This is a genomic window from Parafilimonas terrae (assembly GCF_900115755.1).
GTDB classification, from domain to species: Bacteria; Bacteroidota; Bacteroidia; order Chitinophagales; family Chitinophagaceae; genus Parafilimonas; species Parafilimonas terrae.
The window spans coordinates 1,088,225-1,113,941 of record NZ_FOXQ01000001.1; the positions used below are offsets into that span (position 1 = coordinate 1,088,225).

Annotated in this window: 23 protein-coding genes; 13 read left to right on the top strand and 10 right to left on the bottom strand. The window is 41.5% G+C overall.

Features of this window, described 5'->3' with window-relative positions:
• Window positions 1–123: 123 nt before the first annotated feature.
• Window positions 124–675: an AAA family ATPase gene (locus tag BM015_RS04670; protein WP_090655005.1), complete on the bottom strand. Its 552-nt coding sequence runs from the start codon at window positions 673–675 to the stop codon at window positions 124–126.
• 53 nt (window positions 676–728) lie between these two features.
• Window positions 729–1,406 carry a nicotinamide riboside transporter PnuC gene (pnuC, locus tag BM015_RS04675; RefSeq protein ID WP_090655008.1) on the bottom strand — a complete coding sequence of 226 codons (678 nt, stop codon included), beginning with the start codon at window positions 1,404–1,406 and terminating at the stop codon, window positions 729–731.
• Window positions 1,407–1,481: 75 nt separating this feature from the next.
• Here pnuC and BM015_RS04680 point away from each other — a divergent pair, with 75 nt between their 5' ends.
• The gene (locus BM015_RS04680) at window positions 1,482–2,597 is read left to right on the top strand and encodes a saccharopine dehydrogenase family protein (protein ID WP_090655280.1); all 1,116 of its coding nucleotides are present in this window, start codon (window positions 1,482–1,484) and stop codon (window positions 2,595–2,597) included.
• 90 nt (window positions 2,598–2,687) lie between these two features.
• A complete protein-coding gene (locus BM015_RS04685) occupies window positions 2,688–2,894 on the top strand; it encodes a hypothetical protein (protein ID WP_090655011.1) in 207 nt (68 codons plus the stop codon).
• 231 nt (window positions 2,895–3,125) lie between these two features.
• Here the strand turns inward: BM015_RS04685 and BM015_RS04690 are convergent, their stop codons facing one another.
• Complete coding sequence (locus BM015_RS04690) at window positions 3,126–4,769, bottom strand: M28 family metallopeptidase (protein WP_090655013.1); 1,644 nt, start codon at window positions 4,767–4,769, stop codon at window positions 3,126–3,128.
• 128 nt (window positions 4,770–4,897) lie between these two features.
• Here BM015_RS04690 and BM015_RS04695 point away from each other — a divergent pair, with 128 nt between their 5' ends.
• The 3 genes from BM015_RS04695 to BM015_RS04710 all read left to right on the top strand — a co-directional run bounded on the left by BM015_RS04695 (window position 4,898) and on the right by BM015_RS04710 (window position 9,271).
• Window positions 4,898–5,938: a ligase-associated DNA damage response exonuclease gene (locus BM015_RS04695; protein ID WP_090655284.1), complete on the top strand. Its 1,041-nt coding sequence runs from the start codon at window positions 4,898–4,900 to the stop codon at window positions 5,936–5,938.
• 339 nt (window positions 5,939–6,277) lie between these two features.
• Window positions 6,278–7,894 (top strand): ATP-dependent DNA ligase, encoded by a 1,617-nt coding sequence (locus BM015_RS04705; protein ID WP_090655019.1) that lies wholly within the window; start codon window positions 6,278–6,280, stop codon window positions 7,892–7,894.
• 225 nt (window positions 7,895–8,119) lie between these two features.
• Window positions 8,120–9,271: an acyl-CoA dehydrogenase gene (locus tag BM015_RS04710; protein ID WP_090655022.1), complete on the top strand. Its 1,152-nt coding sequence runs from the start codon at window positions 8,120–8,122 to the stop codon at window positions 9,269–9,271.
• A gap of 9 nt (window positions 9,272–9,280) precedes the next feature.
• Here BM015_RS04710 and BM015_RS21955 read toward each other — a convergent pair whose 3' ends face one another.
• Entirely contained in the window at window positions 9,281–9,406 is a 126-nt protein-coding gene (locus BM015_RS21955; RefSeq protein WP_262497232.1) for a hypothetical protein, read from the bottom strand.
• Between the two features lie 225 nt (window positions 9,407–9,631).
• Here BM015_RS21955 and BM015_RS04715 point away from each other — a divergent pair, with 225 nt between their 5' ends.
• The 3 genes from BM015_RS04715 (at window position 9,632) to BM015_RS04725 (ending at window position 11,716) form a co-directional block, all read left to right on the top strand.
• Window positions 9,632–10,399, top strand: a complete 768-nt coding sequence (locus tag BM015_RS04715; RefSeq protein ID WP_090655025.1) for a 3'-5' exonuclease — start codon at window positions 9,632–9,634, stop codon at window positions 10,397–10,399.
• 87 nt (window positions 10,400–10,486) lie between these two features.
• Window positions 10,487–11,287: a polyprenol monophosphomannose synthase gene (locus BM015_RS04720; RefSeq protein WP_090655287.1), complete on the top strand. Its 801-nt coding sequence runs from the start codon at window positions 10,487–10,489 to the stop codon at window positions 11,285–11,287.
• A 162-nt stretch (window positions 11,288–11,449) separates the two neighbouring features.
• The gene (locus BM015_RS04725; protein WP_090655028.1) at window positions 11,450–11,716 is read left to right on the top strand and encodes a hypothetical protein; all 267 of its coding nucleotides are present in this window, start codon (window positions 11,450–11,452) and stop codon (window positions 11,714–11,716) included.
• Window positions 11,717–11,848: 132 nt separating this feature from the next.
• Here the strand turns inward: BM015_RS04725 and porX are convergent, their stop codons facing one another.
• Window positions 11,849–13,402: a T9SS response regulator signal transducer PorX gene (porX, locus tag BM015_RS04730; protein ID WP_090655031.1), complete on the bottom strand. Its 1,554-nt coding sequence runs from the start codon at window positions 13,400–13,402 to the stop codon at window positions 11,849–11,851.
• A gap of 160 nt (window positions 13,403–13,562) precedes the next feature.
• On the opposite strand from porX, the gene BM015_RS04735 reads away from it, so the two are divergent.
• From BM015_RS04735 to BM015_RS04755, 5 genes are all read left to right on the top strand, one after another.
• Window positions 13,563–14,765, top strand: a complete 1,203-nt coding sequence (locus BM015_RS04735) for an HD domain-containing protein (protein WP_090655034.1) — start codon at window positions 13,563–13,565, stop codon at window positions 14,763–14,765.
• Between the two features lie 51 nt (window positions 14,766–14,816).
• Entirely contained in the window at window positions 14,817–15,869 is a 1,053-nt protein-coding gene (lpxD, locus tag BM015_RS04740) for a UDP-3-O-(3-hydroxymyristoyl)glucosamine N-acyltransferase (RefSeq protein ID WP_090655037.1), read from the top strand.
• Between the two features lie 122 nt (window positions 15,870–15,991).
• Window positions 15,992–17,398, top strand: coding sequence for a bifunctional UDP-3-O-[3-hydroxymyristoyl] N-acetylglucosamine deacetylase/3-hydroxyacyl-ACP dehydratase (locus BM015_RS04745; protein WP_090655290.1), 1,407 nt, complete (start codon window positions 15,992–15,994; stop codon window positions 17,396–17,398).
• A gap of 87 nt (window positions 17,399–17,485) precedes the next feature.
• Window positions 17,486–18,286, top strand: a complete 801-nt coding sequence (gene lpxA / locus BM015_RS04750; RefSeq protein ID WP_090655040.1) for an acyl-ACP--UDP-N-acetylglucosamine O-acyltransferase — start codon at window positions 17,486–17,488, stop codon at window positions 18,284–18,286.
• Window positions 18,287–18,321: 35 nt separating this feature from the next.
• Window positions 18,322–18,942: an ABC transporter ATP-binding protein gene (locus BM015_RS04755; RefSeq protein ID WP_090655043.1), complete on the top strand. Its 621-nt coding sequence runs from the start codon at window positions 18,322–18,324 to the stop codon at window positions 18,940–18,942.
• Between the two features lie 74 nt (window positions 18,943–19,016).
• On the opposite strand, the gene BM015_RS04760 is transcribed toward BM015_RS04755, so the two are convergent.
• The 5 genes from BM015_RS04760 to BM015_RS04775 form a co-directional block, all read right to left on the bottom strand.
• Window positions 19,017–19,694 carry a response regulator transcription factor gene (locus BM015_RS04760; RefSeq protein ID WP_090655046.1) on the bottom strand — a complete coding sequence of 226 codons (678 nt, stop codon included), beginning with the start codon at window positions 19,692–19,694 and terminating at the stop codon, window positions 19,017–19,019.
• A 95-nt stretch (window positions 19,695–19,789) separates the two neighbouring features.
• Entirely contained in the window at window positions 19,790–21,742 is a 1,953-nt protein-coding gene (locus tag BM015_RS04765) for a tetratricopeptide repeat-containing sensor histidine kinase (protein WP_090655049.1), read from the bottom strand.
• 164 nt (window positions 21,743–21,906) lie between these two features.
• Complete coding sequence (locus BM015_RS21490) at window positions 21,907–22,050, bottom strand: bestrophin family ion channel (protein ID WP_177191759.1); 144 nt, start codon at window positions 22,048–22,050, stop codon at window positions 21,907–21,909.
• A gap of 258 nt (window positions 22,051–22,308) precedes the next feature.
• Window positions 22,309–24,024: an IlvD/Edd family dehydratase gene (locus BM015_RS04770; protein WP_090655051.1), complete on the bottom strand. Its 1,716-nt coding sequence runs from the start codon at window positions 24,022–24,024 to the stop codon at window positions 22,309–22,311.
• 145 nt (window positions 24,025–24,169) lie between these two features.
• On the bottom strand, window positions 24,170–25,708 hold the full coding sequence (locus BM015_RS04775; RefSeq protein ID WP_090655053.1) for a SusD/RagB family nutrient-binding outer membrane lipoprotein: 1,539 nt from the start codon (window positions 25,706–25,708) through the stop codon (window positions 24,170–24,172).
• Between the last annotated feature and the right edge of the window lie 9 nt (window positions 25,709–25,717).

Below are 25,717 nucleotides of genomic sequence, written 5' to 3' on the forward strand. Positions count from 1 at the left end.
TTAAGTTTCGGGGTCAAAATAAGCGGATTTTTATAAACCCACCTAACCTTTCATAAAAAATTTAAAAAGTTTTGTTGGGTTTTTAAATTTGAAAAATGGCAGGATAACCTGGCCCCGACAAGGCTATAAAAATTTATTGATGTTATTTATTGCAGCCTGCAGGCGTTGTTCATAGTTACCGCTTATCTCAATCCAGGGCGTTTTTTGGTTTATAAGCAGGTCTTTATATATATGATACAATTCAATCCGGGGTTTTTCATCCGGGTATTCCCGCATTTCATCTGCCGTCCAGGGTAAATCTATATTGCATAGAAGATAAAGATCATAGTTCCGGTTGGCAATTTCATCTAATACCATGTATTCGCATTTGCCAAAAACATATTCGTACCACACTTTCATTACATACATATTGGTGTCGATGAAGAGAAGCTGTGAGCTGTGAGCTGCGAGCTGCGAGCTTGCGTCTTGCAGTTTTACCGTGCAATAATCTTCCATAGCCAACTGGCCCTGCGTTATTTTTATCAGATCATCATAATTATACTTTACACCATTCTGATGCAAATATTCCCTCGCATATTCAGGGCACCACAGTGCATTAAAATGTTCGGCAAGCTGCCGGGCCAGCGTACTCTTGCCGGTACTTTCGGGGCCTATGGTTACAATTTTTTTAATCATGATTTCAGTGAGTCAATGGACAACAGTCGATAATCCATAGTATTGATTCAGTTTTAAATTGTTTTTTGCGAGCCGCCTGCCATGGTCTGTGGTCTATCAGCTATTGGCTTAATTTTGCCAGCCCTCCGCACCCACTCTATCAAACCAAAAAAAGCCATTATTAATAATACAAAATAATATACGCTCGTAAACACATAGCCTTTTACAAAGTATAGTGGAATGGATGCAAAATCAGTGGCTATCCACCAGTACCAGCTTTCTACTTTCTTCTTTGCCATTAACCACATGCCGGTATAGGCAGTAGCGCTCGCAAAGGCGTCGGCCCAGGGAATAGCGCCCGGTGCAAAAGATTGTTTTACATAAGTGAGAATTAAAAAAATGCCTGTATAAAAAGCTGCGAAAAACAATAACTGCTGCACCCATTGTTTGCCATTGGAGAATTTGATATTTACAACATGATGTTGCAGCGCATCTTTCTTCGTCCATAAAATCCAGCCATAAATACTCATAATGGTGTAATAGAGATTTACGCTGGCTTCACCAAACAAATGCCCTTTTAAACTCAGCCATATATAAATAATGGTGTTCACCAACCCGGTTGGGTACACCCAAATATTTTCCAGCCTTGAATAATACACGCTGGCAATCCCCGTAAATACGGCCACGTATTCAAGCCAGGTGGTTGCCTGCATGCCTGCTGTAAATTGGTGCCAGATGGTATCAAAATCCATATTTCAAAATTGGGTTGTAAAGTTTGAAAGAGGAAATTTATGCCTGTTTCCTTCATATTTGCAAAAACTTTTCCCATGAATATTGCTGTTTTAGGCGCCGGTATGGTGGGCAGCGTTATGGCCGCCGATCTTTCCAGAGAGCATAAGGTTACTTCCATCGATGTTAATGAAAATAACCTGCAGCGGGTTCAGCAAAAGAATGCAGCCATCAAAACCATAAAAGCCGACCTGCAGGATCATGCTTCTTATAAAACATTGCTGCAGCCTTTTGACCTCGTTGTAACGGCTGTTCCGGGTTTTATGGGTTTTGAAACATTGAAAGCCGTTATTGAATGCGGAAAAAATGTTGCCGATATTTCCTTCTTTCCCGAAAATGCCTTGGCATTAGATGCTTTGGCAAAGCAAAAAAATATAACGGTTATTACCGATTGCGGCGTGGCGCCCGGCATGAGCAATTATATTATTGGCAGATATGATGCAGAAATGCCCATTGATGCTTTTGAAATATATGTGGGCGGATTACCTAAGATCCGCAAAAAGCCGTTTGAATATAAAGCGCCGTTTTCGCCGGTGGATGTAATTGAAGAATACACCCGTCCCGCCCGCTTGATGGAAAACGGCAACATCGTTATAAAACCCGCCCTCACCGAGCTTGAACATATACAGTTTGATGAAATAGGCACGCTGGAAACTTTTAATACAGATGGCCTGCGCTCCTTACTGTTTACTATGCCGCATATAAAAAACCAGAAAGAAAAAACCCTGCGTTATCCCGGCCATGCTGATCTCATCATAGCTTTAAAAGAAAGCGGCTTTTTTAATGATAAGAAGATAAACATTGATGGAAACGAAATATCGCCATTGCAATTCACTTCAAAAATTTTATTTAAAGAATGGAAGCTGGATGAAGCCGAAGAAGAATTAACGGTAATGAAAGTAATTTTAAAGTCTGCAAACAAAACCATTGAGTATAGCCTGCTCGACCGTTATGATGCTGCCACCCAAACTTCATCCATGAGCCGCACCACGGGTTATACATGCACGGCATCCGCCAATCTTATTGCGAATAATATTTTTACAGAAAAAGGCGTGTTCCCGCCGGAACTTGTTGGCAAACACAAACCGGCCTTTGAATTTGTAATAGATTATTTAAAGGCAAGGAATGTGAAGTGGAACAAGAAAGAATATTAATTGCAAAGCGCTAAAAGATGCCTTGCAATTGTATTTAGCTGAAGAAATAATTAAGAATCCAACCTTTACCTTTGAGTAAACATTTTAAGCATGTTAGTTGAACGTACAAATAATGATAAGATTGTAATCACACTATCTTCTTCTGTTGACAGCTTCGGCCTTCAAAGATTGATTGATTATGTAAAATATCTTGAAGCCACTTCTAAAAGTAAAGCAAAGCAGTCTGACGCCGATAAATTAGCTGATGAAGTAAATGCTTCATGGTGGGATAAAAACCGTAAACGTTTTATTAAGTGAAATTTATTGTAGATGCCAATATGGTGTTTAGCGCTATCCTAAACACAAATGGTAAAATCGGCGATTTACTCATTAATTGACAAAAAATTAATCAAAGGACTGGCCAGGAAGGGCTTTACAAATTTTATTACTACAGATGAACTTTATAAATTGAGGGAAGACCTTCATAACAAGGCTTAATCACTCTCAGCACAAAAGTATCTCACTTTCCCCACCCTCCTTATTTACGGGTTATTTCATCATCCCATCCCTCACAGCCTTAAACTCAGAACCGTCTTTCCATTTGGGGAAAGTAGTTTCATTCGCTAATTTATCTCCTATGGAAAACAGCATCTGCATATCCTGCAACCCACCATCAAACGTCCAGGTTGAATCATATTCATCCGCAGGCTGGTGATAGCGGTTGGCATTATAATCATCCTCCAGCTTTTCGCCATATTCCTTTCCCTTGCCCACCACATCCACACCGCCGCCACTGCTTATAGCCGGCACGCCTACCTTAGCAAAACTAAAATGGTCTGAACGGAAGTAATGTCCTGCTTCAGGGTGCGCTTCCGGCGCCAGGTACCTGCCCTGCTGTTTTGCTTCCGCTTCCACATAATCTTCCAGTTCATTCTGGCCCTGGCCGGCAATTACAACATCCTTTTTCTTATTATATGCATCCACCACATCCATATTCAAATCGGCCACTGTTTTATCCAAAGGATACACCGGGTGTTCCGCATAATATTTTGAACCCAGCAGCCCCTGCTCCTCTGCCGTAACCGCCAAAAACAAAATGCTGCGTTCCGGCTTTTCTTTTAAGGAAGTAAATGCCCTTGCCATTTCAATCAGCGCCGCCGTGCCACTGGCATTATCAATAGCGCCGTTATAAATGGAATCGCCTTTTGCATCGGGCTGCCCAATACCCAGGTGGTCCCAGTGCGCCGTGTAAATAACATATTCATCCGGCCTTTTGCTGCCGGTAAGTTTGGCAAGCACATTATGCGAAGTATTATAGCTTGACTTCACCCTTACCTTCAGCGATAATTTTTCACCCAGCGGCACTGCTTTAAAACCCTGCTTGTTAGCACTTACTAACAAAGAGCTGTCTTTGCCCGCAGCCGCCAGCAATTTCTTGGCTGCATCTGCAGAAACCCAGCCCTGCAAGGCGCAGTGGTATTGGTTATCGCCCCTTTTATCAAGATATAAATTTGAACTGCCCCATGAGCTTTGCACCACGCTGAAAGGATAAGACGCCGCTTCCGTATTGTGAATAATAAAAATCCCTTTCGCGCCCTGCCTTGCCGCTTCTTCATATTTATAAGTCCAGCGGCCATAATACGTCATAGTTTTTCCCTTAAAAATGGTGGTATCCACGCCAAAGCCCGGGTCGTTCACCATTACCAGCACCACTTTTCCTTTCACATCAATACCGGCATAATCGTTCCAGTTATATTCCGGCGCCACCACGCCATAACCGGCAAAAACCAGTTCATCATTATCCAGGGAAATCACTGAATCCGTTCTTTCGGTTGACACCACAAAATCATCCGTCTTATTCAAATCAAAACTGCCGTTGGGCGATTGCACTTTCATCACCGCGTCCGCATAAGGCGTTATTTCCACCATTGGCACATCCTGCACATAACTGCTGCCATTGCCCGGTTCAAGCCCCAATTGTTTAAAAGCATTTTCCAAAAAAGCCACTGTTTTGGTTTCGCCCGCCGAAAAAGGCTTGCGACCTTCAAACGAATCGGAGGATAATACTTTTATATTCTGCATCATACTGTCGCGGTTAAATGCAGCGGCGGTTTCGCCCGAAGATTTGCTTTCATTTTGGTTACACGCAGCAGCCAGCAAGGCTATGGCAGGGAGGAAATACAGGTTACGCATACAATCAATTTAAACACAAGTATAAAAATAAACAGGCTAACAATTTCCGGAAAGTTTAGAACCTTGCAAGGGCTGCAATATTCCGCATGCAAAGCTTTGGAAACATTTTTGATTTACTTTTCCCACTTATGCCGCTGATTGAATTCACCGATAAAGGCCTGTTTTGCCGCGCCGGCAATTTTTATATCGATCCCTGGAAGCCGGTTAATTATGCCATCATCACCCATGCGCACAGCGATCACGCCAAATGGGGCAGCAAAAATTATTTATGCCACACGCTCACCAAACCTTTGCTGCAGGCCCGCCTTGGCAATAACCATTATGAAACGATGGAGTGGAACGAAACCAAAACCATTAACGGTGTAAAGGTTTCCCTGCACCCCGCCGGGCACATTATTGGTTCTTCGCAGGTGCGGGTTGAATGTAATAATGAAGTTTGGGTGGCCAGCGGCGATTATAAAGTGGCCAACGACGGCATTAGCGGCGCATTCGAGCCCGTAAAATGCAATGCTTTCATTACTGAATCCACTTTTGGGCTGCCTATTTATTGCTGGAAACACCAGGAAGCGGTTTTTGAAAACATGCGCAACTGGATTCTTGCCAATAAAGCCCTCAATAAAACCAGCATTATTATAGCCTACAGTTTGGGCAAGGCGCAGCGCGTATTAAAAGCGCTGGAAGATTTTGACGAAACCATTTTTATGCACGGCGCCACCTGGAATATGCACCAGGCCATTATAAATGCCGGTATTTCGCTCCCAAAAATTAAGGCAGAACGTGTAATGCCTGAAACCTCAAAGGAAAAACTGAAAGAAAGTATAGTAATAGCGCCGCCGGGCGCCGAAGGTTCTTCGTGGTTAAAGAAATTTTCGCCTTACGCCATTGGTGTTTGCAGCGGATGGATGCAGGTTCGCGGTAATGTGCGCCGGAAAAACGTGGACGGCGCCTTTGTTTTAAGCGATCATGCCGACTGGACCGGTTTATTGCAGGCCATTAAAGCCACGAAGGCCGAAAAAGTGTATGTAACGCACGGTTACCAGGCTGTTTTCAGCCGTTATTTAAATGAAAAAGGCATTTGGAGCGCCGAAGTAAAAACAGAATATGGTGAAGAAGAGGAAGAAAAGGAGAATGCAGCAGGTTTAGCTGAAGAATCGGGAAAAATGGATTGAAAATGGGGAAGAAAGAACCGGCTTTCTCGGGAAAATGATGACATAAATCGGGAAAAGAATCAGGTTTCTCGGGAAAATGATGGCATAAATCGGGAAATGAATGGGGTTTGTCGGGAATTCTTCCTGTTTTCTCGGGAAAAGAATCAGTTTTCCGGGGAGTTTTTTCAAAATTCCGGGGAAAAGAATCGGTTTTAGGGGGAAATATTTGAAGAAAGGGGGGAGAAAATTGAAGAAAGGGGGGAAATATTTGAGAAAAAGGGGGAGAATAAACAATAAAAGGGGGAAGTTTTCCAGGAAAAGGGGGAAAACCAGCCCTTTAAAAATGTGAGTAACCACAATATGAAGGAGTTTGCAAACCTTGTAAATATATTGGGCGCTTCTACTAAAACATTGGAGAAGCAGGAAGCGCTTATCAACTATTTTTCCCTGGCAGATGATAAAGATAAAGTGTGGGTGATTGCCTTGTTCAGCGGCCGCAGGCCGCGCCGGCTGGTAAACTCATCCTTATTACCGCAATGGTGCGTGGAAATAGCGCAAATTCCGGGCTGGCTGTTTGGCGAATGTTACGGTTCGGTGGGCGATATGGCCGAAACCATTGCTTTACTCCTGCCCGAAGCCACGGAAGAAGCCAGCCAGTCTTCGTTATCTTTCTACATAGAAAAACTTATTTCGCTCGAAAAGGAAAGCGAAGCCGTAAAAAAGGAATTTATTACCGGTTGCTGGCGCAGCATGCATAAAGATGAGCGTTTTGTGTTTAATAAACTGCTTACCGGCAATTTCCGTATCGGCATTTCGCAAAAACAAATGGTAAATGCGCTGGCCAAAACGGTAAAGCTGGAGTCTTCGGTGATTGCGCACCGCATTAGCGGCAACTGGGACCCCGTTACCACGGCGTTTAATGACCTTTTAAGTGAAAATGCAAACATCATTGATTATTCAAAGCCCTATCCTTTTTACCTGGCGTATGCCCTGGAAGAAAATCCGGAAACTTTAGGGGAGCCGCAGGAGTGGCAGGCTGAATGGAAGTGGGATGGCATTCGCGGCGAAATCATCAAAAGAAATAATGAACTGTTTGTATGGAGCCGCGGCGAAGAATTAATGACGGAGAAGTTTCCCGAATATGCTATTCTTCAGCAAAAACTGCCGGAAGGCGTGGCTTTGGATGGAGAGATTATTACTTTAACCAATGCAGATGCTTCAAATAATGAATTTACTGTTTTGCCCTTTGCATTATTGCAAACAAGAATTGGAAGGAAGAACGTTACCAAAAAGCAATTAACGGAATCGCCGGTAGGTTTTATTGCTTACGATGTTTTGGAGTTTAATGGAGAAGATTTTCGGGGCAAAACACTGCAGGAACGCCGGGCTGTGCTGGAAAAAATTGTTGCCGGGGCGAATGAACCGGTGCTGCGGCTGTCGCCCGTTATTTATTTTAATAATTGGGATGAACTGGCTGCTACCCGCGCCACCAGCCGCACTATAAATGCGGAAGGTATTATGCTGAAACGCAAAACATCTGTGTACCAGGTGGGCAGAAAAGTGGGCGACTGGTGGAAATGGAAGATTGATCCGCTCACCATAGATGCAGTGATGATTTATGCCCAAAAAGGCAGTGGCCGCCGCAGCACGCTGTACACCGATTACACGTTTGCCGTGCGGGATGATGATAAACTTATTCCTTTCACCAAGGCTTATTCCGGCCTTACTGATAAAGAATTTGCACAGGTGGATGCATTTGTAAAAAGAAATTCGCTGGAAAAGTTCGGGCCGGTGAGAACGGTAAAGCCCGAGCTGGTTTTTGAGATTGCTTTTGAGGGCATTGCTGCCAGTAACCGGCACAAAAGTGGCGTGGCACTGCGCTTTCCGAGAATTAAGCGGTGGCGGAAAGATAAACCGGCATCGGAAATAAATACATTGGATGATCTGAAGAAGATGCTGGAGGCGTATGGTAAATAAATCAACGCAGGCCTGGTTAAAGGTAAACGCCAGAAATGTTCAATACTCAATATTCAATAATCAACACTCAATTTGCAGAGGTTATAGAATTGAGTATTGCTTATTGTTTTGTTGAATATTGCTTATTTTTCTTTATCTAAGCCGCATTGATTGGAATATCTTTATTCATTGCGTTAAAAAACTTACAATCGTTAGCTTATTTTTGCGCTGCAAAAACTTCTTGTCATGAATTTAGACTTATCCGAAGAGCATTTAATGATTCAGCAGGCTGCCCGCGATTTTGCGAACACAGAATGTTTGCCCGGCGTAATAGAACGGGATGAAAAAATGAGGTTTCCCAAAGAGCAGGTTTTAAAACTCGCCGATCTTGGTTTTATGGGCATGATGGTGAATGAAAAATATGGCGGCGCCGGGCTTGATACACTCAGTTATGTAATTGCTATGGAAGAAATTTCAAAGGTTGACGCCAGCACTTCGGTTTGTATGAGCGTAAACAACAGCCTTGTTTGCTGGGGGCTGGAAGCCTTCGGTACAGAAAAACAAAAACAACAATACTTAACGCCACTGGCACAAGGCAAAAAAGATGGTGAATTATATATTGGCGCATTTTTACTAAGCGAGCCGGAAGCCGGAAGCGATGCCACTTCGCAGCAAACAACCGCAGAAGACAAAGGCGATTATTATTTAATTAACGGCACCAAAAACTGGATTACTAACGGTTCAAGCGCCAGCGTGTACCTGGTAATGGCGCAAACCGACCGTTCCAAAGGTTCAAAAGGCATTAATGCCTTTATCGTTGAAAAAAACTGGCCGGGCATTACTGTTGGCCCCAAAGAAAATAAAATGGGCATTCGTGGCAGCGACACTCATTCCATCCAGTTTAATGATGTAAAAGTGCCGAAAGAAAACCGCATTGGTGAAGATGGCTTCGGCTTTAAGTTTGCCATGCAGGTGCTGAGCGGCGGGCGCATTGGCATTGCCGCGCAGGCGTTGGGCATTGCTGCCGGCGCGCTGGAAAGATCTGTTGCTTATGCTAAAGAAAGAAAATCCTTTGGTAAACCCATTATAGATCACCAGGCAATACAATTTAAATTGGCCGATATGGCCACACGGGTGGAGGCGGCGAGGCTGCTTTTATATAAAGCCGCGCTGGATAAAGATAATGGCAGGAATTACGCAGCCAGTTCAGCTATGGCAAAGGTTTTTGCCTCGGAAACGGCAATGTGGGCTGCCACCGAAGCGGTACAAATACACGGCGGTTATGGTTATGTAAAAGAATACCATGTGGAAAGATTAATGCGCGATGCAAAAATTACCCAGATTTATGAAGGCACCAGTGAAGTTCAAAGAATTGTGATAGGCAGGTCTTTACAATAAGGCCTTTTTTTACCTTCTTCTTGTCCAGTAATTAGGATCGTGAGAGGGGCAGTTTGAACTGCGGTTGGCAACACAGGAAGAAAAAAGCGCTGCACATAAGCAAGTAGCCACGATTATTAAAAAAACTCTACGCATATCAGGAATTAATTTTACTTAAACGGATATTGGATTGCGAAAATTGTTTATAAGATTTAAAGCTGGAGTCAATATTCTGCTAATCTATGAAATTTGTTTGTAAAATTACGCTACAGCCAGTTTAACGTAGGCAAAGAAACACCTAATTTCCGATATTTTTCGTTCCCCGAATAATTGTAACATTTCTAATAACTAATACTACTTTCGCGCAAGTAATATTTTTAAATGAGTTTGCAGATTTTACGTCCTCTCGCCATTATCGATCTTGAAACTACAGGAATAGATTTGGCAACTGACAAAATAATAGAAATTGCTATTGTAAAGCTAATGCCGGATGGCACCACGCAGAAAAAAAGAAAGCTGATTAATCCGCAAAAGCCCATCCCGCAGGCATCAAGCAATGTGCATGGCATTACCGATGAGATGATTAAAGATGCGCCAACCTTTAAACAGGTGGCCAACGAGATAAAGCAATTCCTCTCCGGCTGCGATTTGGGTGGCTACAATAGTAACCGGTTTGATGTTCCCATGCTGGTGGAAGAATTTCTAAGATCCGGCCTTGATTTTTCTATGGAAGGCAGAAAACTGGTGGATGTACAGAAAATATTTCACAGCATGGAGCAGCGCACTTTAAGTGCGGCTTACAGGTTTTATTGTAATAAAGTGCTGGAAAATGCCCATAGCGCCGAAGCCGATGCGGAAGCTACGCTGGAAATTCTGCATGCCCAGGTATTACGCTACCCGCAGCTTGGCTTAACCATTGAAACCATTTTAAATTGTATTGGCGAAGACGATTGCGTAGATTTTGCCCGCAGGATGGTTATGGTTGACGGTGTAGAAACCTTCAATTTTGGTAAGCATAAAGGCAAGCGTGTTGCAGATGTTTTAAAGGCCGAACCACAGTACTATGACTGGATGATGAAAGGCGATTTTTCGCTTCACACTAAACAAAAGCTTACAGAGATATTTAACCGCAATTTTTTGAAAAAATAAATTAAGTCAAAATTTGGCTTTTTATTTATCTTATTGAGGCAGAATATTGTATTTTCGGTAACTGTCTTAATAAGCCGCTTTTTGCCTTTGGAAAAATTAGTTATTATACCCACGTACAACGAAATAGAGAATATTCCGCTTATTCTTAAAGCTATCTTTTCGTTGCAATTAAATTATCATGTGCTGGTAATTGATGATAATTCACCGGACGGCACGGCAGCTAAAGTGGAAGAGCTTCAGTTTTTTTATCCCAACCAGTTATTTATTTTAAAACGCAGCGGCAAGCTCGGTTTGGGCACTGCTTATATTGAAGGTTTTAAATGGGCAATCAAAAACCGGTATGACTTTATTTTTGAAATGGATGCCGATTTTTCCCATAACCCGGTTGACCTTGAACGTTTATATTCAGCCTGCAAAAAAGATGGTTTTGATGTGGCCGTAGGCAGCCGTTATGTTCCCGGAGGAAAGATAGAAAACTGGCCTTTAGACCGGCATATTTACTCAAAAGGCGGCGCCCTATATACCAGGATGATAACTTTTATGCCTGTAAAAGACCCTACGGCAGGCTTTGTTTGTTACAGAAGGAAAGTATTGGAAACCATAAACTTTGATGAAATAAAATTCGTTGGTTATGCTTTCCAGATTGAAATGAAATTTGCTGCCTGGAAGCTTGGTTTCAAAATAACCGAAGTACCAATTGTGTTCATTGACCGTAAAATAGGCGTGAGCAAAATGAGCGGCAAAATTTTAAAAGAAGGCGTATTCGGCGTGCTTTCCATCCAGGTAAAAAGCATGTTTGGCAATTACCGTAAACGCATGAGAACGCGCCCGCCAACGCATAATTATATTCAGCCCGCTTTCACCGAAACAGATAACCTAACCTCCTGATTATTACTTCTTTATTAATTTCAACAAAACCTTTATTTGTTCTTTATATTATTTCAATAATTTTGCTTGCGAGTTTGATTTAATTACTACCCCATACTTACTTTCTAAACTCTATCCCATTAAGTTCACAAATATTTTGTAATTAAAATCTGAGGGCAGGCTATGTATTCTTATGCATTATTGGAACCCGGTTGTTTTTACCTGGTTCAGGAAAAGGAAAATGAAGGATTAATTCTATTGCAGGTAAAGATTGTGAGCGATCACTGTATGTATGTTGAAAAATATCCCGAAGGCATTGTGCAGGAATGGAAGCGAAAAACAGATCCCATCTTTGATATAGTTGAATTGTTGAGCGACGAAAAGGTAAAGGAATGGACCAATGCATATTACAGCAATGAAGATGCGTATTATGAAGAGGATGATGAATGATGACGTGAAGCGTGAAGCGTCAAACGTGAAAACTTGAGATTTGATTACTGTTATAAAATGTTGCTTTTATAAAAGATGTCTTTGCTTGAAATATTCCTGCAACCTGTGATTCACGATTGGCGATTCACGATATTATTTGCTTGTCATCCTAACAAAAGGGATCAGCATTTCTTCCATGCTTACACCGCCATGCTGAAAAGTATTACGGTAATAATTCACATAATAATTGTAATTATTAGGATAGCATAAATAAGCATTCTCCCTTGCAAAAATGTAAGATGAATTTACATTAGGCACCGGCAGGCCTGCATGGCGCGGATCGCGGAAAGCCAACACATCTTTCGCTTCGTAATTCAGATTACGGCCATGTTTGTAACGAAGATTGGCCGTAGTTTGTTTATCACCAATAACCTTGCAAGGTGTATTTACCCGCACGCTGCCATGATCGGTTGCAAGTATGAGGTTAATATTTTTATCCGCAACTTTCTTCAAGGCCTGGTGCAACGGGCTATGTTCAAACCAGCTTTTTGTAATGCTGCGATAACTGGTTTCATCGCCGGCAAGTTCTTTCAGCACTTCCATTTCCGTTCTTGCATGGCTGAGCATATCAACAAAATTGTACACAATAATATTCAGGTCATTATTTAATAAGTTATGGATATTGTTAACCAACTGCTGCCCGTCATTATGATGAAGCACTTTGGTATAACTGAATTTTATGTCATCCTTTTTTAACCGCTTTAACTGCGCTTTAAAAAAATCTTCCTCATATAAATTTTTGCTGCCTTCTTCGTCATCATTTTTCCATTGGCTGGGAAAATTTTTTTCTATATCAACCGGCAGCAACCCTGAGAAAATTGCATTGCGGCTGTACTGCGTTGCCGTTGGTAAAATACTGTAAAAAGTATCTTCCTCTTCAATACGAAAGCTTTCCATAAAAATGGGTTGTATGGCTTTCCACTGATCTAAGCGAAGATTATCTATCAATATAAAAAAAGTCGTCTCACCCTTTTTTACCTGTGGTAAAATTTTTTGTTTGAATAAAGTATGGCTCATAACAGGCGCATCATCACCCTTTGCATTAATCCAGTTGGCGTAATTTTTACTGATGAATTTAAAAAATTCCGTATTCGCTTCCTGTTTTTGTGTTTGAAAAACTTCCTGCATTTCGGGGCTGTTGCTTTTCTCCATTTCCAGCTCCCAGTAAACAAGTTTTTTATAAATATCCATCCACTCATTATAATCCGGGTTGCTGTTCAGCACCATAAACAAATTACGAAACTGCTGCTGATAAGCTGAAGTTGTTTTTTCTGCAACCAATCTTTTATTGTCGATAATTTTTTTAAGGCAAAGCAAAACCTGGTTAGGGTTTACGGGTTTAATAAGATAATCTGTTATCTGGCTGCCAATGGCTTCTTCCATTAAATTCTCAGTTTCATTCTTGGTTATCATAACCACCGGAATGTTTTTCACCTCTTTTATTTTCTGTAAAGTTTCCAGGCCTGTTATTCCAGGCATAGTTTCATCCAGCAAAACAACATCCAGCGTGTTATCCTTTACAAAATCAACCGCATCAAAACCATTGGTTCTTGTGTGTACTTCATAACCTTTATTCTCTAAAAATAATTTTTGCGATTGAAGGTTTTCTATTTCATCATCTACCCAGAGTATAGTTGCTACTGCCATATAAATATTTTATGATGCAATGATTTTTTTGATTTGCGGTTTTCAACCAAAATGTTACAATCTTTGTAAACAAGCGCGGTTTGTAAAATTATCTTTTTAAAACTCCGTTATTGCATAGCTAAATGTTATTAATGGCCGATTTAACAAAGCCTCAACAGTAATGCCAGCATCAAAAAGAAAGATTATTAACGATCCGATTTATGGTTTTATCACCATCGATGATCCGCTGCTTTTTGATGTTATCAATCATCCCTGGTACCAGCGTTTACGCCGCATTTATCAAATGGCTTTAGCCCAAATGGTGTACCCCGGCGCCGTGCATTCAAGGCTGCATCATTCATTGGGCGCCTATCATTTAATTTGCCTTGCCATAAACGAGCTGAAGCAAAAGGGAATTGATATTAGCTATGAAGAAGAAATTGCCGCTAAATCTGCCATATTGCTGCACGATATTGGTCACGGCCCTTTCTCGCATGCACTGGAGCATATTCTCGTGCCGGGCGTTCATCATGAAATGATAGGTTTTCGTATCATGCAAAAACTTAATGATGAATTAAACGGAAGGCTAACCACTGCTATCGGCATCTTCACTAATAAATATCCCAAGCAATTTCTGCACCAGCTAATAAGCGGCCAATTAGATGTTGACCGTATGGATTATTTAACCCGCGACAGCTTTTTTACCGGTGTAAGCGAAGGCGTAATTGGTTACGACCGCATTTTAAAAATGCTTGCTGTGCACGATGGACAATTAATGGTGGAAGAAAAGGGTACTTACAGTGTTGAAAAATTTTTGGTAGCGCGCAGGCAAATGTATTGGCAGGTGTATTTGCATAAAACCGTTTTAGCGGCAGAAAAAATGATTGTAAAAATTATTGAACGCGCAAGGGAAATTTTTGACGACAGTTTAAAACTCAATTCAACGCTTGATTATTTCTTTAAAGGCTTTTCTGAAATGAATGATGAAGCGCTTGAAAAATTTTGTCTTATAGATGATTACGATGTAATGTTTGCCGTAAAGAAATGGAGCAGCCATACAGATAAAGTGCTTTCAACTTTATGCAGCAATTTATTAAACCGCAAACTTTATAAATGCAGGCTGCAAACGCAGGCTTTTGATGTAAGTGAGATTGAAGAAAAGCGAAAACAAATGGCCGCGAAAATGAATATATCTGTACATGAAGCCGGCTATTTTGTTTTTACAGGCGAGGCTATGAATACAACATACCGGTTGCAGGATGAACAAATCAACATTCTTTCAAAAAATGGAAATGTTAAAGACATATCCCAGGTTGATGATCCTCTCATCCACAAAACACTTTCTATGCCCGTTAAAAAATTTTACATTTGCCAATTAGTTTGACACTGCATATTTTTATATGATGCCATATACAGGAACAATAAAATCTAATGTATGAAGATCAATGCAGAACGCATTGCCCAGTTTTTAGAAGGGAAGGTTGAAGGGAACGGAAATGCCGAAGTTGGTTCTTTTGGTAAAATAGAAGAAGCCAGAGAAGGCCAGCTCGCTTTTTTTGCCAATCCCAAGTATGAAGAATTCCTGTATAAAACCAAGGCATCTGTTGTTTTATTAAACGATAATTATGAGTTGAAACAGCCGGTTACAGCAACGCTGATCCGCGTGCCGGATGCTTATATAGCTTTCGCCAAATTGCTGCAGATATACGAGGAACTGATGAAATCGCAGTTAACCGGTATTCAGCAGCCAAGTTACATAGATGAATCAGCGAAATTAGGTGAGGAAGTTTTTGTGGGCGCTTTCACTTATGTGGGTGCAAATGCTGTTATAGGCAATAATGTAAAATTGTATCCCGGTGTGTATGTTGGCAACGATGTAAAGATTGATGATAACACCATTCTTCATCCTGGTGTAAAAATTTATTTTGGTTGCCAGATAGGAAAAAATGTAACCATACATGCGGGAACGGTTATTGGCGGCGATGGTTTTGGTTTTGCTCCCCAGGATGACGGCAGTTACAAAAAAGTACCGCAAATTGGCAATGTGGTTATAGAAGACAACGTTGAAATTGGCAGTAATGCCACTATTGACCGGGCCACAGTTGGATCCACCATCATTCATTCAGGCACCAAACTCGATAACCTTATCCAAATTGCACATAATGTTGAAATTGGCTGCAATACGGTAATTGCAGCGCAGGCAGGCGTTAGCGGCAGCACCAAAATAGGAAAGAATGCCATGATCGGCGGGCAGGTGGGCATTGTTGGCCACCTTCAAATTGCCGATGGCGCCAAAATAAATGCACAAAGCGGCGTATCAAAATCAATAAAAGAAAAAAATACCGCGGTTACTGGTTCACCGGCTTATGATTACACAAGCGCTTTGCGCAGCCAGGCATTAACCCGCAACCTTCCGCAAATCGAAAAAAGGCTGGCTGAGCTTGAAAAACTCGTTCAGCAATTAATGCAGGAGAAAATTAATTTTTAAATTGAATTTATAGCATCATCTATCCTTTTAAACTATTACCAAAATCAGAAAGCTTAGTTTTGCACGCCGGTAAATATTCAGATTAATAAATATTGAAAAAATCCAGCATAAAAAACTTAAGAATGGATGTAAATTTTAATCCAGATAAACAGCACACCTTAGCTAAAGCAATTACCGTCAGTGGCACCGGTTTACATACAGGCGTTTTGGTTGATATGAAACTCAGTCCTGCCCATCCGGGTTTTGGCATTCAGTTTCAGCGTACGGATTTGCCAGGTTCTTCTGCCATAAAAGCTGATTGCGATTTTGTAACTGATACCAGCCGCGGCACTACCTTGCAAATTGGCGAAGCCAGAGTAAGCACGATAGAGCATTTGCTGGCTGCCCTTACCGGCATGGGCGTTGACAATGTTTTGATTGAACTGAACGGCCCCGAAGTGCCTATTATGGATGGCAGTTCGCAGCCTTTTATTGAACATATTGAAGAAGCCGGCGTGGTAGAGCAGGAGGCTGCAAAAGCGTGGTACAGTATTGAAGAAAACATTTATTATTTTGATGAGGAGAAAAGGGTGGAAATGACGGCGCTGCCATCAACCAACTACCGTATTACCACATTAATAGATTTTAACAGCCCCGTTTTGGGCACACAGCATGCAGGTTTAAAAAACATGCGTGATTTTAAAACCGAAATTGCCCCCTGCCGCACTTTTTGCTTTTTGCATGAACTTGAAATGCTGCTTGATAATAACCTTATAAAAGGTGGCGATATTAATAATGCCATTGTTATTGTTGATAAAGTAATTGGCGACGCCGAATTAAAACGCCTTCAAAAAGTTTTCAAAAAAGACAGGATTGAAGTAAAGAGCGAAGGCTACCTTAATAATCTTGAGCTGCGTTTTCCTAATGAACCTGCAAGGCATAAACTATTGGATATTGTTGGAGACCTCACCTTGGTTGGCTATCCGTTAAAGGCAAATATTATTGCCAACAGGCCGGGCCATAGCAGCAATGTGGCCTTCGCCAAAAAAATAAAGCAGTATATTAAGAAGAACAAACATTTAAAAGATGTGCCTGTTTACGATGCAGCGCAGCCTGCCGTATTTGGCCTTGATTATATAGAAAAAACATTACCGCACCGGTTCCCGTTTTTATTGGTTGATAAGATTATTGAGTTGACAGATACACGCATTATCGGTATTAAAAATGTTACTTTCAATGAGTGGTTTTTCCAGGGGCATTTTCCAAATAATCCTGTTATGCCCGGCGTTTTACAAATTGAAGCATTGGCTCAAACCGGTGGCATTCTTTGTATTAATTCCATGCCTGAAGGAAAATATGATACTTATTTTTTAAAGATCGATAATTGCAAATTCAAACAGAAAGTGGTGCCCGGTGATACGATGGTGCTGAAAATGGAATTAAACGGGCCTATCAGGCGGGGTATTTGCGACATGAAAGGCACCGTGTATGTAGCCGGAAAAGTGGCAACAGAAGCTAATCTTGTGGCACAACTCGTAAAAGTTGATTAACCAATTTAGCATTATATTAAATATGAACGGCTAACTTTGCCGCGTTTTACTTTTAAAAAAATCCTGCATTCATTAATGCAATATTAAATGATTCATCCGCACACGTACATTCATCCAAATGCCAGACTTGCTGAAAATGCAAAAGTTGACCCCTTTACCGTCATTCACCAAAATGTGGAAATTGGTGCGGGTACCTGGATAGGCAGCAACGTTACCATTATGGAGGGCGTTAAAATTGGCAAAAACTGCCGCATTTTTCCGGGTGCTGTACTTGGGGCTGTTCCACAGGATTTAAAATACAGGGATGAAGAAACATACGTTGAAATTGGTGACAATACTACTATAAGAGAATTTGTAACCATACATCGCGGCACCAGTTACCGCTGGAAAACATCAGTTGGAAAAAATTGCCTCATCATGGCGTACAGCCATATTGCACATGACTGCATAGTGGGCGATAACTGCATTATGAGCAATAACAGCCAGATGGCCGGCCACGTGGTGATGGGCGATTATGCCTGGGTAGCGGGTTTTACAGCCATTCACCAGTTTGTAAAAATTGGCCAGCATGCATTTATTGCAGGCGGCAGCCTTGTAAGGAAAGATGTTCCGCCTTATATAAAAGCCATAAGAAATCCTTTGAGCTATGGCGGCGTTAACAGTGTGGGTTTAAAAAGAAGAGGCTTCTCTTTAGATAAGATAAACGCTATCCTCGATATCTACCGTATCATTTACAATAAAGGCCTTAATACAACCAAAGCACTGGAATACATTGAAGAAGAAATGCCCGCAAGCGATGAACGCGACGAAATTGTTGGTTTTATCCGTGAAAGTGAAAGAGGCATTATAAAGAGATTCTCCAAGCCCGATGCGGACGATGAGCAGTAGGCAACAGCCACTCTCGTATCTTTGTTAGCAATCAAATGAAAATAAAGCTTACAAATGCCGGCAAACGCTTTAGCCGTGAGTGGATTTTTCGCAATCTCAGTTATGATTTTTTACCCGGTGTGCAATACGCAATAACCGGTCCTAACGGCAGTGGTAAAAGCACACTGCTGCAGGCTATTGCCGGCGCTTCCACTTTAAATGAAGGCGGTATAGAATGGCAACCGGGCAATAAGAATATCCAACCTGAAGAAACAAATTCTTATATTTCTATTGCCGCACCTTATCTTGAATTGATTGAGGAAATGACGGCCAAAGAATTCCTGCTTTTTCACAGCAACTTCAAAAAATTCATACAAAACATTCCTGTTGAAACTATTTTGGAAGAAGCCGATTTAGCGCAGGCAGCCAATAAACAAATCCGCTTTTTCAGCAGCGGTATGAAGCAAAGATTAAAACTGGCGCAGGCATTTTTTTCCGATGTGCCCGTTGTACTGCTTGATGAGCCTTGCACCAATCTTGATGCAGCAGGCTTCGCCTTGTATTATAAATGGATTGAAAATTACAGCAATGGAAGGCTGGTTATTATTTCAAGCAATGATAAAAATGAATTTAGTTTTTGCAGCCAGCAACTGAATATTCTCGACTTTAAACTCTAAGCCTGTAACATATCCTGCGCTCAGCTAAAAATCCAAAAAAACTTATGTATAATGATTTTCCAAATGGAATATAATCATATCAACCCTTTATCATAAGCAATGCGCATGGCCTGCGCTTTACTGTTTACATGCAGCTTTTGATAAATATTGCCCACATGCTTTCTTACCGTAAGCACGCTTATGCCCGTTATTTCTGCTATACGTTTTGCGTCATAGCCTCTTACTGTGTGCTGCAGAATTTCTTTTTCTCTTTCAGATAACAAAGCTGATATATCGTTTCCGGCAGACTTTTGTTCCGGCAGTGTTACGGATGCCTGGCTGAGCAATTGCAACGTTTTTCTTGCAATGGCGGGATTTATGGCTGCACCGCCGTTCTGTGTTACGGTTATAATAGCATTATATAATCCTTTTGCATCTTCATCTTTCAATAAATAACCGTGGGCGCCGGCTTTTATGGCTTCAAAAATTTTGTCGTCGTCATCAAAAATAGTAAGTACAATAAAAAATATATCCGGGTAAAGAGAGCGTGCAATGCTTATGGTTTGTATGCCATCCATTTCAGGCATTTCAATATCCATAAATATTACATGCGGCATTTTTTCAACGGGGAGGCCTTTTAACTGCTCAAGACAATCATTACCATTAACTGCAGTAAAGCAAACTTTAAGATCATCAAACTGCTTTAGCTTATCAGTTATATTGCTGCGGTTAATGGCTTTATCGTCTGTTATTCCTATTCGTAACGGATTCATACAAGGCTTTTAAAGCGGAATATAATTGAATGCAAAATTCTTTATACAGTAAAAAAAGACAATACTTAATTTATAGTAGCAATAAGTTCTGTAATTCAGGCAGTTTCCAGGAATACATTGGTGCCGCCGGCTTCTGCTGATTCTATATTGAAATGAATGCCGGCATCTTCAGCCCTTACTTTCATGTTTCGCAAACCGTTTCCAGTGCCGTTGGCAGGGCTTGCAATGCCCTTTCCATCATCTTTAATTTCAATGGAAATGCTATTCGTGGCCTTTATGTCAATAATAATATTTTTTGCTTGGCTGTGCTTTAAAGCATTGTGTATGGCTTCCTGCACAATGCGAAAAATATTCAGTGCTTTTTGTGAACCAACGCGAATATCGTTTGCTATGTTTTCTTCAACAGTAATGTTTATATGGCTATAGCTTGGTTTTAATTTGTTCACATAATTTTTTATGCGGTCGCTTATACCTGTAATAGTTATGTTTTCTTTATTCAATACCCATATAGTATCACGCAGTGAATGAATGATTTCTTTTGAATGCAATTGCAGGTTTGCAAGCTGGCTGCCTCCTGCCTCAATGCCTTTTGCCGAAATGGTTTCAACATCGGCGGAGATGGCTGTGGCATAAGCCCCGATATTATCGTGAAGATCGGCAGCAATGCGTTTGCGTTCTTTTTCTTCCGCATTGAGAATGGACTGCGCCGCCTTTGTTTTTTCTTCTTCAATGGCCTGGCGCATGCGCACTTTTTGTTTTATGTTTTGATTGCGGTACCAAAGCCATGCTATTATACCTGCCAAAACAATAAAAGCAATTGAACCAAACAGCAAATAATTTCTTCTTGCCAATTTTAACTGCTGTACCACAATCGTGTTTTCTTTTTGAGCAACATCATATTTAGTGCGTATTTCAGCAATGGCTTCAGCTTTATTTCTTTCATACACCGTATCTTTTAATACAACAATTTCTTCAAGCACTTTTTGATATCCGGCATAATCTTTATCTTCTTTTAAATAGCGGGCAAGCGCCAGGTAAAAAGGCAGGCGAACAGAAGGGTCGTTATTGAAAGTCTTGGACGAATCGCCCGGCTTTCTTTGAAGATCGCCCGTTTCAAGTTTGCTCCAGCAAAATGCAATGGCTTTTTTTAAACGGCCAGTATTCGCATAAAAGTCTGCTATCTGCAAATTATCTTCTATAATTGCATCCGGGTTTGCTTCAATTTTATTGCGTGTTTCCTGCATATTACGCAATGCGGTTTCGGCATCATTTAACCTGTTTATATCCACATATACTGCAGATTGAAAACGATATGCGCTGGCCAGCCTGTCGTACATTTCCACCTGCCTGCACAGGTCAATTCCTTTTTCCAAATAATACAGGGCAGAATCAGTTTTATCTTCTTTATGCATTATCTGCGCCCTGCTTATATATATTGAACCAAGATTATTATGCTTTGTTCCCGATGCATATAACAACGCTCTGTTATTCCATTTAAGCGCCTCTTTCATTTCATTGCGATATGCTGCAGCAAAGCCAATAATATTCGCAATGGCAGAGGCCTGCACACTGTCGTTATATTTTTCCGCTTCAGCCGAAAGCGGGTAAAGAATGGCAATAGATTCCTGTATTTTACCATCAGCACCATAAGCAGTTGCATCTAATCTTTTTAATTTAAAGTAAATGTCGCGGCGGTCAATATCAGTTACTTTATTTTTCGGTAACTCCTGCGCCACAACGGCGTGTACACTATCTGTCCATCCCCACTGCATATAATCTTGTGCAAGCGTAAGCTGTGCCAGGGTTTTCAGCTTTTCGTTTTCAGAAGCGGCAGCAAGATCAAGGGCTATATAAGCATACTTTTCAAGACTGTCTTGTGCAATGTTTCCATAGTCTTCGCAATAAGCAATAATGGCTGCAAGCTTTTCATCATTGGAAACAGCAAGGTCTACCTTTTGTTTAAGTTCATTTATTTTTTTTGTTTGCGCAATGCAATTAAAATGTAATAAGCATATCAATAAAACAGAAAGCAGCATTCTGTAATACATGGAAGAAAATTGTTTTGGTTGCAATAAAAATAATAAACATTTTCCAAGCGCCCATTAATATAATAAACAGGGAATAAATAAAGTTATTCTGAAGCACCGCTACTGAATCTGCAACGCAAAGCCTGTGGGCTTTCTTTCCAAATATAATAATGCAATAACTTTTATTAAGAGAGGATAGCGGCTACATTTTTATTTATGGTTTCAACAATCTTATCCATCGGAAGATCGTTTTCATCATTACCGAAAGACTCTTCAATTTCCTCAGCAATCAATTCCAGGCTGGCAAGCGCAGTACGATCTTCCACCATTCTTTCGGATTATAACTTCTCATGCACAATAAGTTTAAGCACAATGAAAATACATAACAGCGCTTAATTGCTTACTAATATCTGAAGAAAAAGAAAGAAGTTATCTTTTAATTGAATAAATGCAGGTATTTGTTTCGCAGATAATCGCAGAAATTTATAACGCCTTTTTCCAGACAAAGCAAAACCCGCCTGATGGATGATTCAAAAAATGTATTTACAAACCTTTGGTTAAACCGCTATTGTGGCCTGGCCGGAATTTTAATGCGAATCCCTTGTTACCTCTGAGCCGGAATTGCCAACCAAAAAATCAAGGTCGGCCCCTTTATCTGCCTGCTGTACATGGTTGACATATAAATTAACATAACCCCTTGTGGCAGCCGGTGCAGGCGGCGACCATTTCCTTTTTCTTTCAGCAAGCTCTTCATCGCTTACATCCAGGTGAAGCCTTCTTTGCTCTACATCTAATTCAATCATATCGCCGTTTTGAACCAGTGCAAGATTGCCGCCGATAGCCGATTCAGGCGAAACATGCAAAACCACAGTTCCATAAGCGGTACCACTCATTCTTCCATCTGAAATACGCACCATGTCTGTTATGCCCTGCTGCAATATTTTTTTAGGCAAAGCCATGTTGCCAACTTCGGGCATGCCGGGATAACCAACCGGCCCTACATATTTTAATACCATTACACAACCTGCATCAATATCAAGGTTATCATCATCAATTCTTGCATGATAATCTTCAATGCTTTCAAATACAACGGCACGGCCCCGGTGCTTCATTAAAGCAGGTGTTGCCGCCGATGGCTTTATTACAGCGCCGTTCTCTGCAAGGTTGCCTTTTACCACCACGCAACCTGCATGTTCAATAAAAGGTTTATCAATAGAAGCAATTACATCAGCGTTATAACAATCACATTTGCCTGTTATGTTTTCATGATGGTTTTTGCCCGTTGCCGTTATTACATTTTTATGCAGGTGATCTTTCAATTCATTTAAAATAACAGGAAGGCCGCCGGCGTAATAAAAATCTTCCATTAAATATTTCCCGGAAGGCATAAGGTTTAAAAGCAAAGGAATGTTACTTCCAAGCCTGTCAAAATCTTCCAGCTTTAAATCAATTCCAATTCTTCCGGCTATAGCCATTAAATGAATTAAAAAGTTAGACGAGCCGCCAACCGCCGCATTCACTTTTATAGCGTTTTCAAAAGCTTCTTTTGTAAGTATTTTATCGATGGTAAGGTTTTCTTTTACCATATCAACAATCCTTCTGCCGCTTAACTGCGCCATTACTTTTTTTCTTGAATCAGCTGCAGGAATAGCAGCCGCGCCCGAAAGCGTTAAGCCCAATGCCTCAACCATGCAGGCCATGGTGGAAGCGGTTCCCATCGTCATGCAATGGCCAATGCTGCGGCTCATACAGCTTTCAGCAAATTCGCAATCCTCCACCGTCATCCGCCCGGTTTTCATGTCTTCATCAAACTTCCACACATGTGTGCCGGAACCTATATCTGTGCCTTTGTATTTTCCATTCAGCATGGGGCCGCCTGGAACTACAATTGTAGGCAGGCCAACACTTGCGGCACCCATTACCGTGGAAGGCGTGGTTTTATCGCAGCCGGTAAGCAGCACCACGCCGTCGATAGGATTGCCGCGAATAGATTCTTCTGCATCCATGCTGGCAAGATTGCGGAAAAGCATGGCAGTTGGTTTCAGCAGGGTTTCGCCCAAACTCATTATAGGAAATTCCAGCGGAAAACCACCAGCTTCCAGCACACCGCGTTTAACCGATTCTGCGTGTGTTCTGAAATGTGCATTGCAGGGCGTGAATTCGCTGAATGTATTGCAAATGCCAATTACAGGCCGGCCATCAAACATGTCGGGCGGCATACCCTCATTTTTCATCCAGCTCCTGTAAATAATTCCATCCTTATCTTTCTTTCCAAACCAGCCTGAGCTCCTGAACTTTTCCATAAAAAACTTTTATACTGCAAAGATGTTTGCAGCTTTTTGTTTCAAAAGCTGTTTAACAATTTTTATTTTGAATACAAGCCGGTTAACCTGCGGTATTACATCTATATATAATTTTTAAGGTGTAACCAGCTTTTCCTCTTTTATTTTATTTATCCCACCAAAGCCGGGTGCTGAGCTTATCAGGGCCCATGATGGCTATGGCTGCATTCACATTATCCGTATTAACAGACAATTCGGAAGTTGGATAGCCAATCCTCCTGATAAAAGTACCGTTTGGTACGTCGGGATTATTTGGCTGCCCGTAAGGATTAGGTGCCAGTGCCGGGTAACCGCTGCGCCTGAAATTGGCAAAAGCCTCTGGGCCGTTTAAGAAAGAAGCGATCCAATATTGTGTGTTTATCTGCTCCAGTTCCCTGCCGGCAACCAGCGGGTGCGTGGATATATACGTATCTGCAGCTGAAGCGTCCACAGCAACGCTGGCTCCGTAAGCGGCCAGTTGGTTCATGTGCGCCCTTATGCCATCTTCAAAAAATTGTGCTGCCGTGCCTGTAGTTATCCAGCCCCTGTACCTGGCTTCGGCAAGCAGCAGGTTAGTTTGTGCTGCTGTAACAAAAAACATAGGTGAAGATGTGGCTGCAATTCTTTTCCGGTCAGCCTGGCTGTAATCGTAAAAACTGGCAAGGCCATCGGAAGCAGCTTTGGCAACGATGGTTCCATTATCGTAACCCATAGGCATGCCTATCTGGTCGTCAGGAGCAGTGGTGGCAAGATCAGCCGTTTGGCCGGAGCCTGATGTAGCGCCCTTATAACGCACCGCAATTGACTGCAACCGCGGATCATTATTCGTCTTTAAAGTATCCACAAAAGGATTTGCGAGATACCAGTTGGCTGCTTCTGTACTGTTAAGCATATTTCCGATGGGATTCAGGTAATTGGCGTCGTGCCGCATGTAAGCATTATCTGCGTTATCGGTTATTACGCCGCCGTCAACCGCCTTTTTTACTATGCTTTGCGCAGTTGAGGCATCCACCTTATTCAGGCGCATGCCCGCCCGGAGCAGAAGGGAGTAGCCAAGCTTTTTCCATTTCTCAATATTGCCCGCATACAAAAGATCGGAAGTTTCAACGGTTGCCGATGTACTTAGCGCTGCCGAAGCTTCATCAAATACCTTAACCAGGTCGCTATAAATATCCTGCTGCTGATCATATTTAGGTAATAATATCTGGTCTGTTACGCCTGCGCCACCTTCAAAATAAGGGATGGCACCATAGGTATCAGTGAGGATCATAAAGGCGTACCCCTGCCATATACGCGCCATATTATAAAGATTGGCACGGGCGGGGTCGTCTTTGGTTTTGGTTATGGCATCGTGCGTATATTTAATCACATTCTGATAATAGCCTGCCCAGGTAGGTGCATTCGTAACATCACGGCTATCTTGGTTAAAATTTCCGCCGGCCAGTACACCGCCATTCGGCGTTACCATTTGCTGCACAATACACATTTCATATACCACGGTTTTTGTTGGGTATGAAGTATTGATAATAGCATTATTTAAAAGCAGTACAGCGTCAAGAGAAGTGGGGTTTACTTTATTTACATTCAAATCTTCCAACCCTTTTGTGCATGACACAATTGTGACCATTGATAAAGCCAGGGCACAATAACTCAATATTTTTTTCATATACTTATC

Coding starts and splice junctions, on each gene's coding strand:
- BM015_RS04670 (WP_090655005.1), bottom strand. CDS start 675: ATGATTAAAAAAATTGTAACCATAGGCCCCGAAAGTACCGGCAAGAGT.
- pnuC (WP_090655008.1), bottom strand. CDS start 1,406: ATGGATTTTGATACCATCTGGCACCAATTTACAGCAGGCATGCAGGCA.
- BM015_RS04680 (WP_090655280.1), top strand. CDS start 1,482: ATGAATATTGCTGTTTTAGGCGCCGGTATGGTGGGCAGCGTTATGGCC.
- BM015_RS04685 (WP_090655011.1), top strand. CDS start 2,688: ATGTTAGTTGAACGTACAAATAATGATAAGATTGTAATCACACTATCT.
- BM015_RS04690 (WP_090655013.1), bottom strand. CDS start 4,769: ATGCGTAACCTGTATTTCCTCCCTGCCATAGCCTTGCTGGCTGCTGCG.
- BM015_RS04695 (WP_090655284.1), top strand. CDS start 4,898: ATGCCGCTGATTGAATTCACCGATAAAGGCCTGTTTTGCCGCGCCGGC.
- BM015_RS04705 (WP_090655019.1), top strand. CDS start 6,278: ATGAAGGAGTTTGCAAACCTTGTAAATATATTGGGCGCTTCTACTAAA.
- BM015_RS04710 (WP_090655022.1), top strand. CDS start 8,120: ATGAATTTAGACTTATCCGAAGAGCATTTAATGATTCAGCAGGCTGCC.
- BM015_RS21955 (WP_262497232.1), bottom strand. CDS start 9,406: ATGCGTAGAGTTTTTTTAATAATCGTGGCTACTTGCTTATGTGCAGCG.
- BM015_RS04715 (WP_090655025.1), top strand. CDS start 9,632: ATGAGTTTGCAGATTTTACGTCCTCTCGCCATTATCGATCTTGAAACT.
- BM015_RS04725 (WP_090655028.1), top strand. CDS start 11,450: ATGTATTCTTATGCATTATTGGAACCCGGTTGTTTTTACCTGGTTCAG.
- porX (WP_090655031.1), bottom strand. CDS start 13,402: ATGGCAGTAGCAACTATACTCTGGGTAGATGATGAAATAGAAAACCTT.
- BM015_RS04735 (WP_090655034.1), top strand. CDS start 13,563: ATGCCAGCATCAAAAAGAAAGATTATTAACGATCCGATTTATGGTTTT.
- lpxD (WP_090655037.1), top strand. CDS start 14,817: ATGAAGATCAATGCAGAACGCATTGCCCAGTTTTTAGAAGGGAAGGTT.
- BM015_RS04745 (WP_090655290.1), top strand. CDS start 15,992: ATGGATGTAAATTTTAATCCAGATAAACAGCACACCTTAGCTAAAGCA.
- lpxA (WP_090655040.1), top strand. CDS start 17,486: ATGATTCATCCGCACACGTACATTCATCCAAATGCCAGACTTGCTGAA.
- BM015_RS04755 (WP_090655043.1), top strand. CDS start 18,322: ATGAAAATAAAGCTTACAAATGCCGGCAAACGCTTTAGCCGTGAGTGG.
- BM015_RS04760 (WP_090655046.1), bottom strand. CDS start 19,694: ATGAATCCGTTACGAATAGGAATAACAGACGATAAAGCCATTAACCGC.
- BM015_RS04765 (WP_090655049.1), bottom strand. CDS start 21,742: ATGTATTACAGAATGCTGCTTTCTGTTTTATTGATATGCTTATTACAT.
- BM015_RS21490 (WP_177191759.1), bottom strand. CDS start 22,050: ATGGTGGAAGATCGTACTGCGCTTGCCAGCCTGGAATTGATTGCTGAG.
- BM015_RS04770 (WP_090655051.1), bottom strand. CDS start 24,024: ATGGAAAAGTTCAGGAGCTCAGGCTGGTTTGGAAAGAAAGATAAGGAT.
- BM015_RS04775 (WP_090655053.1), bottom strand. CDS start 25,708: ATGAAAAAAATATTGAGTTATTGTGCCCTGGCTTTATCAATGGTCACA.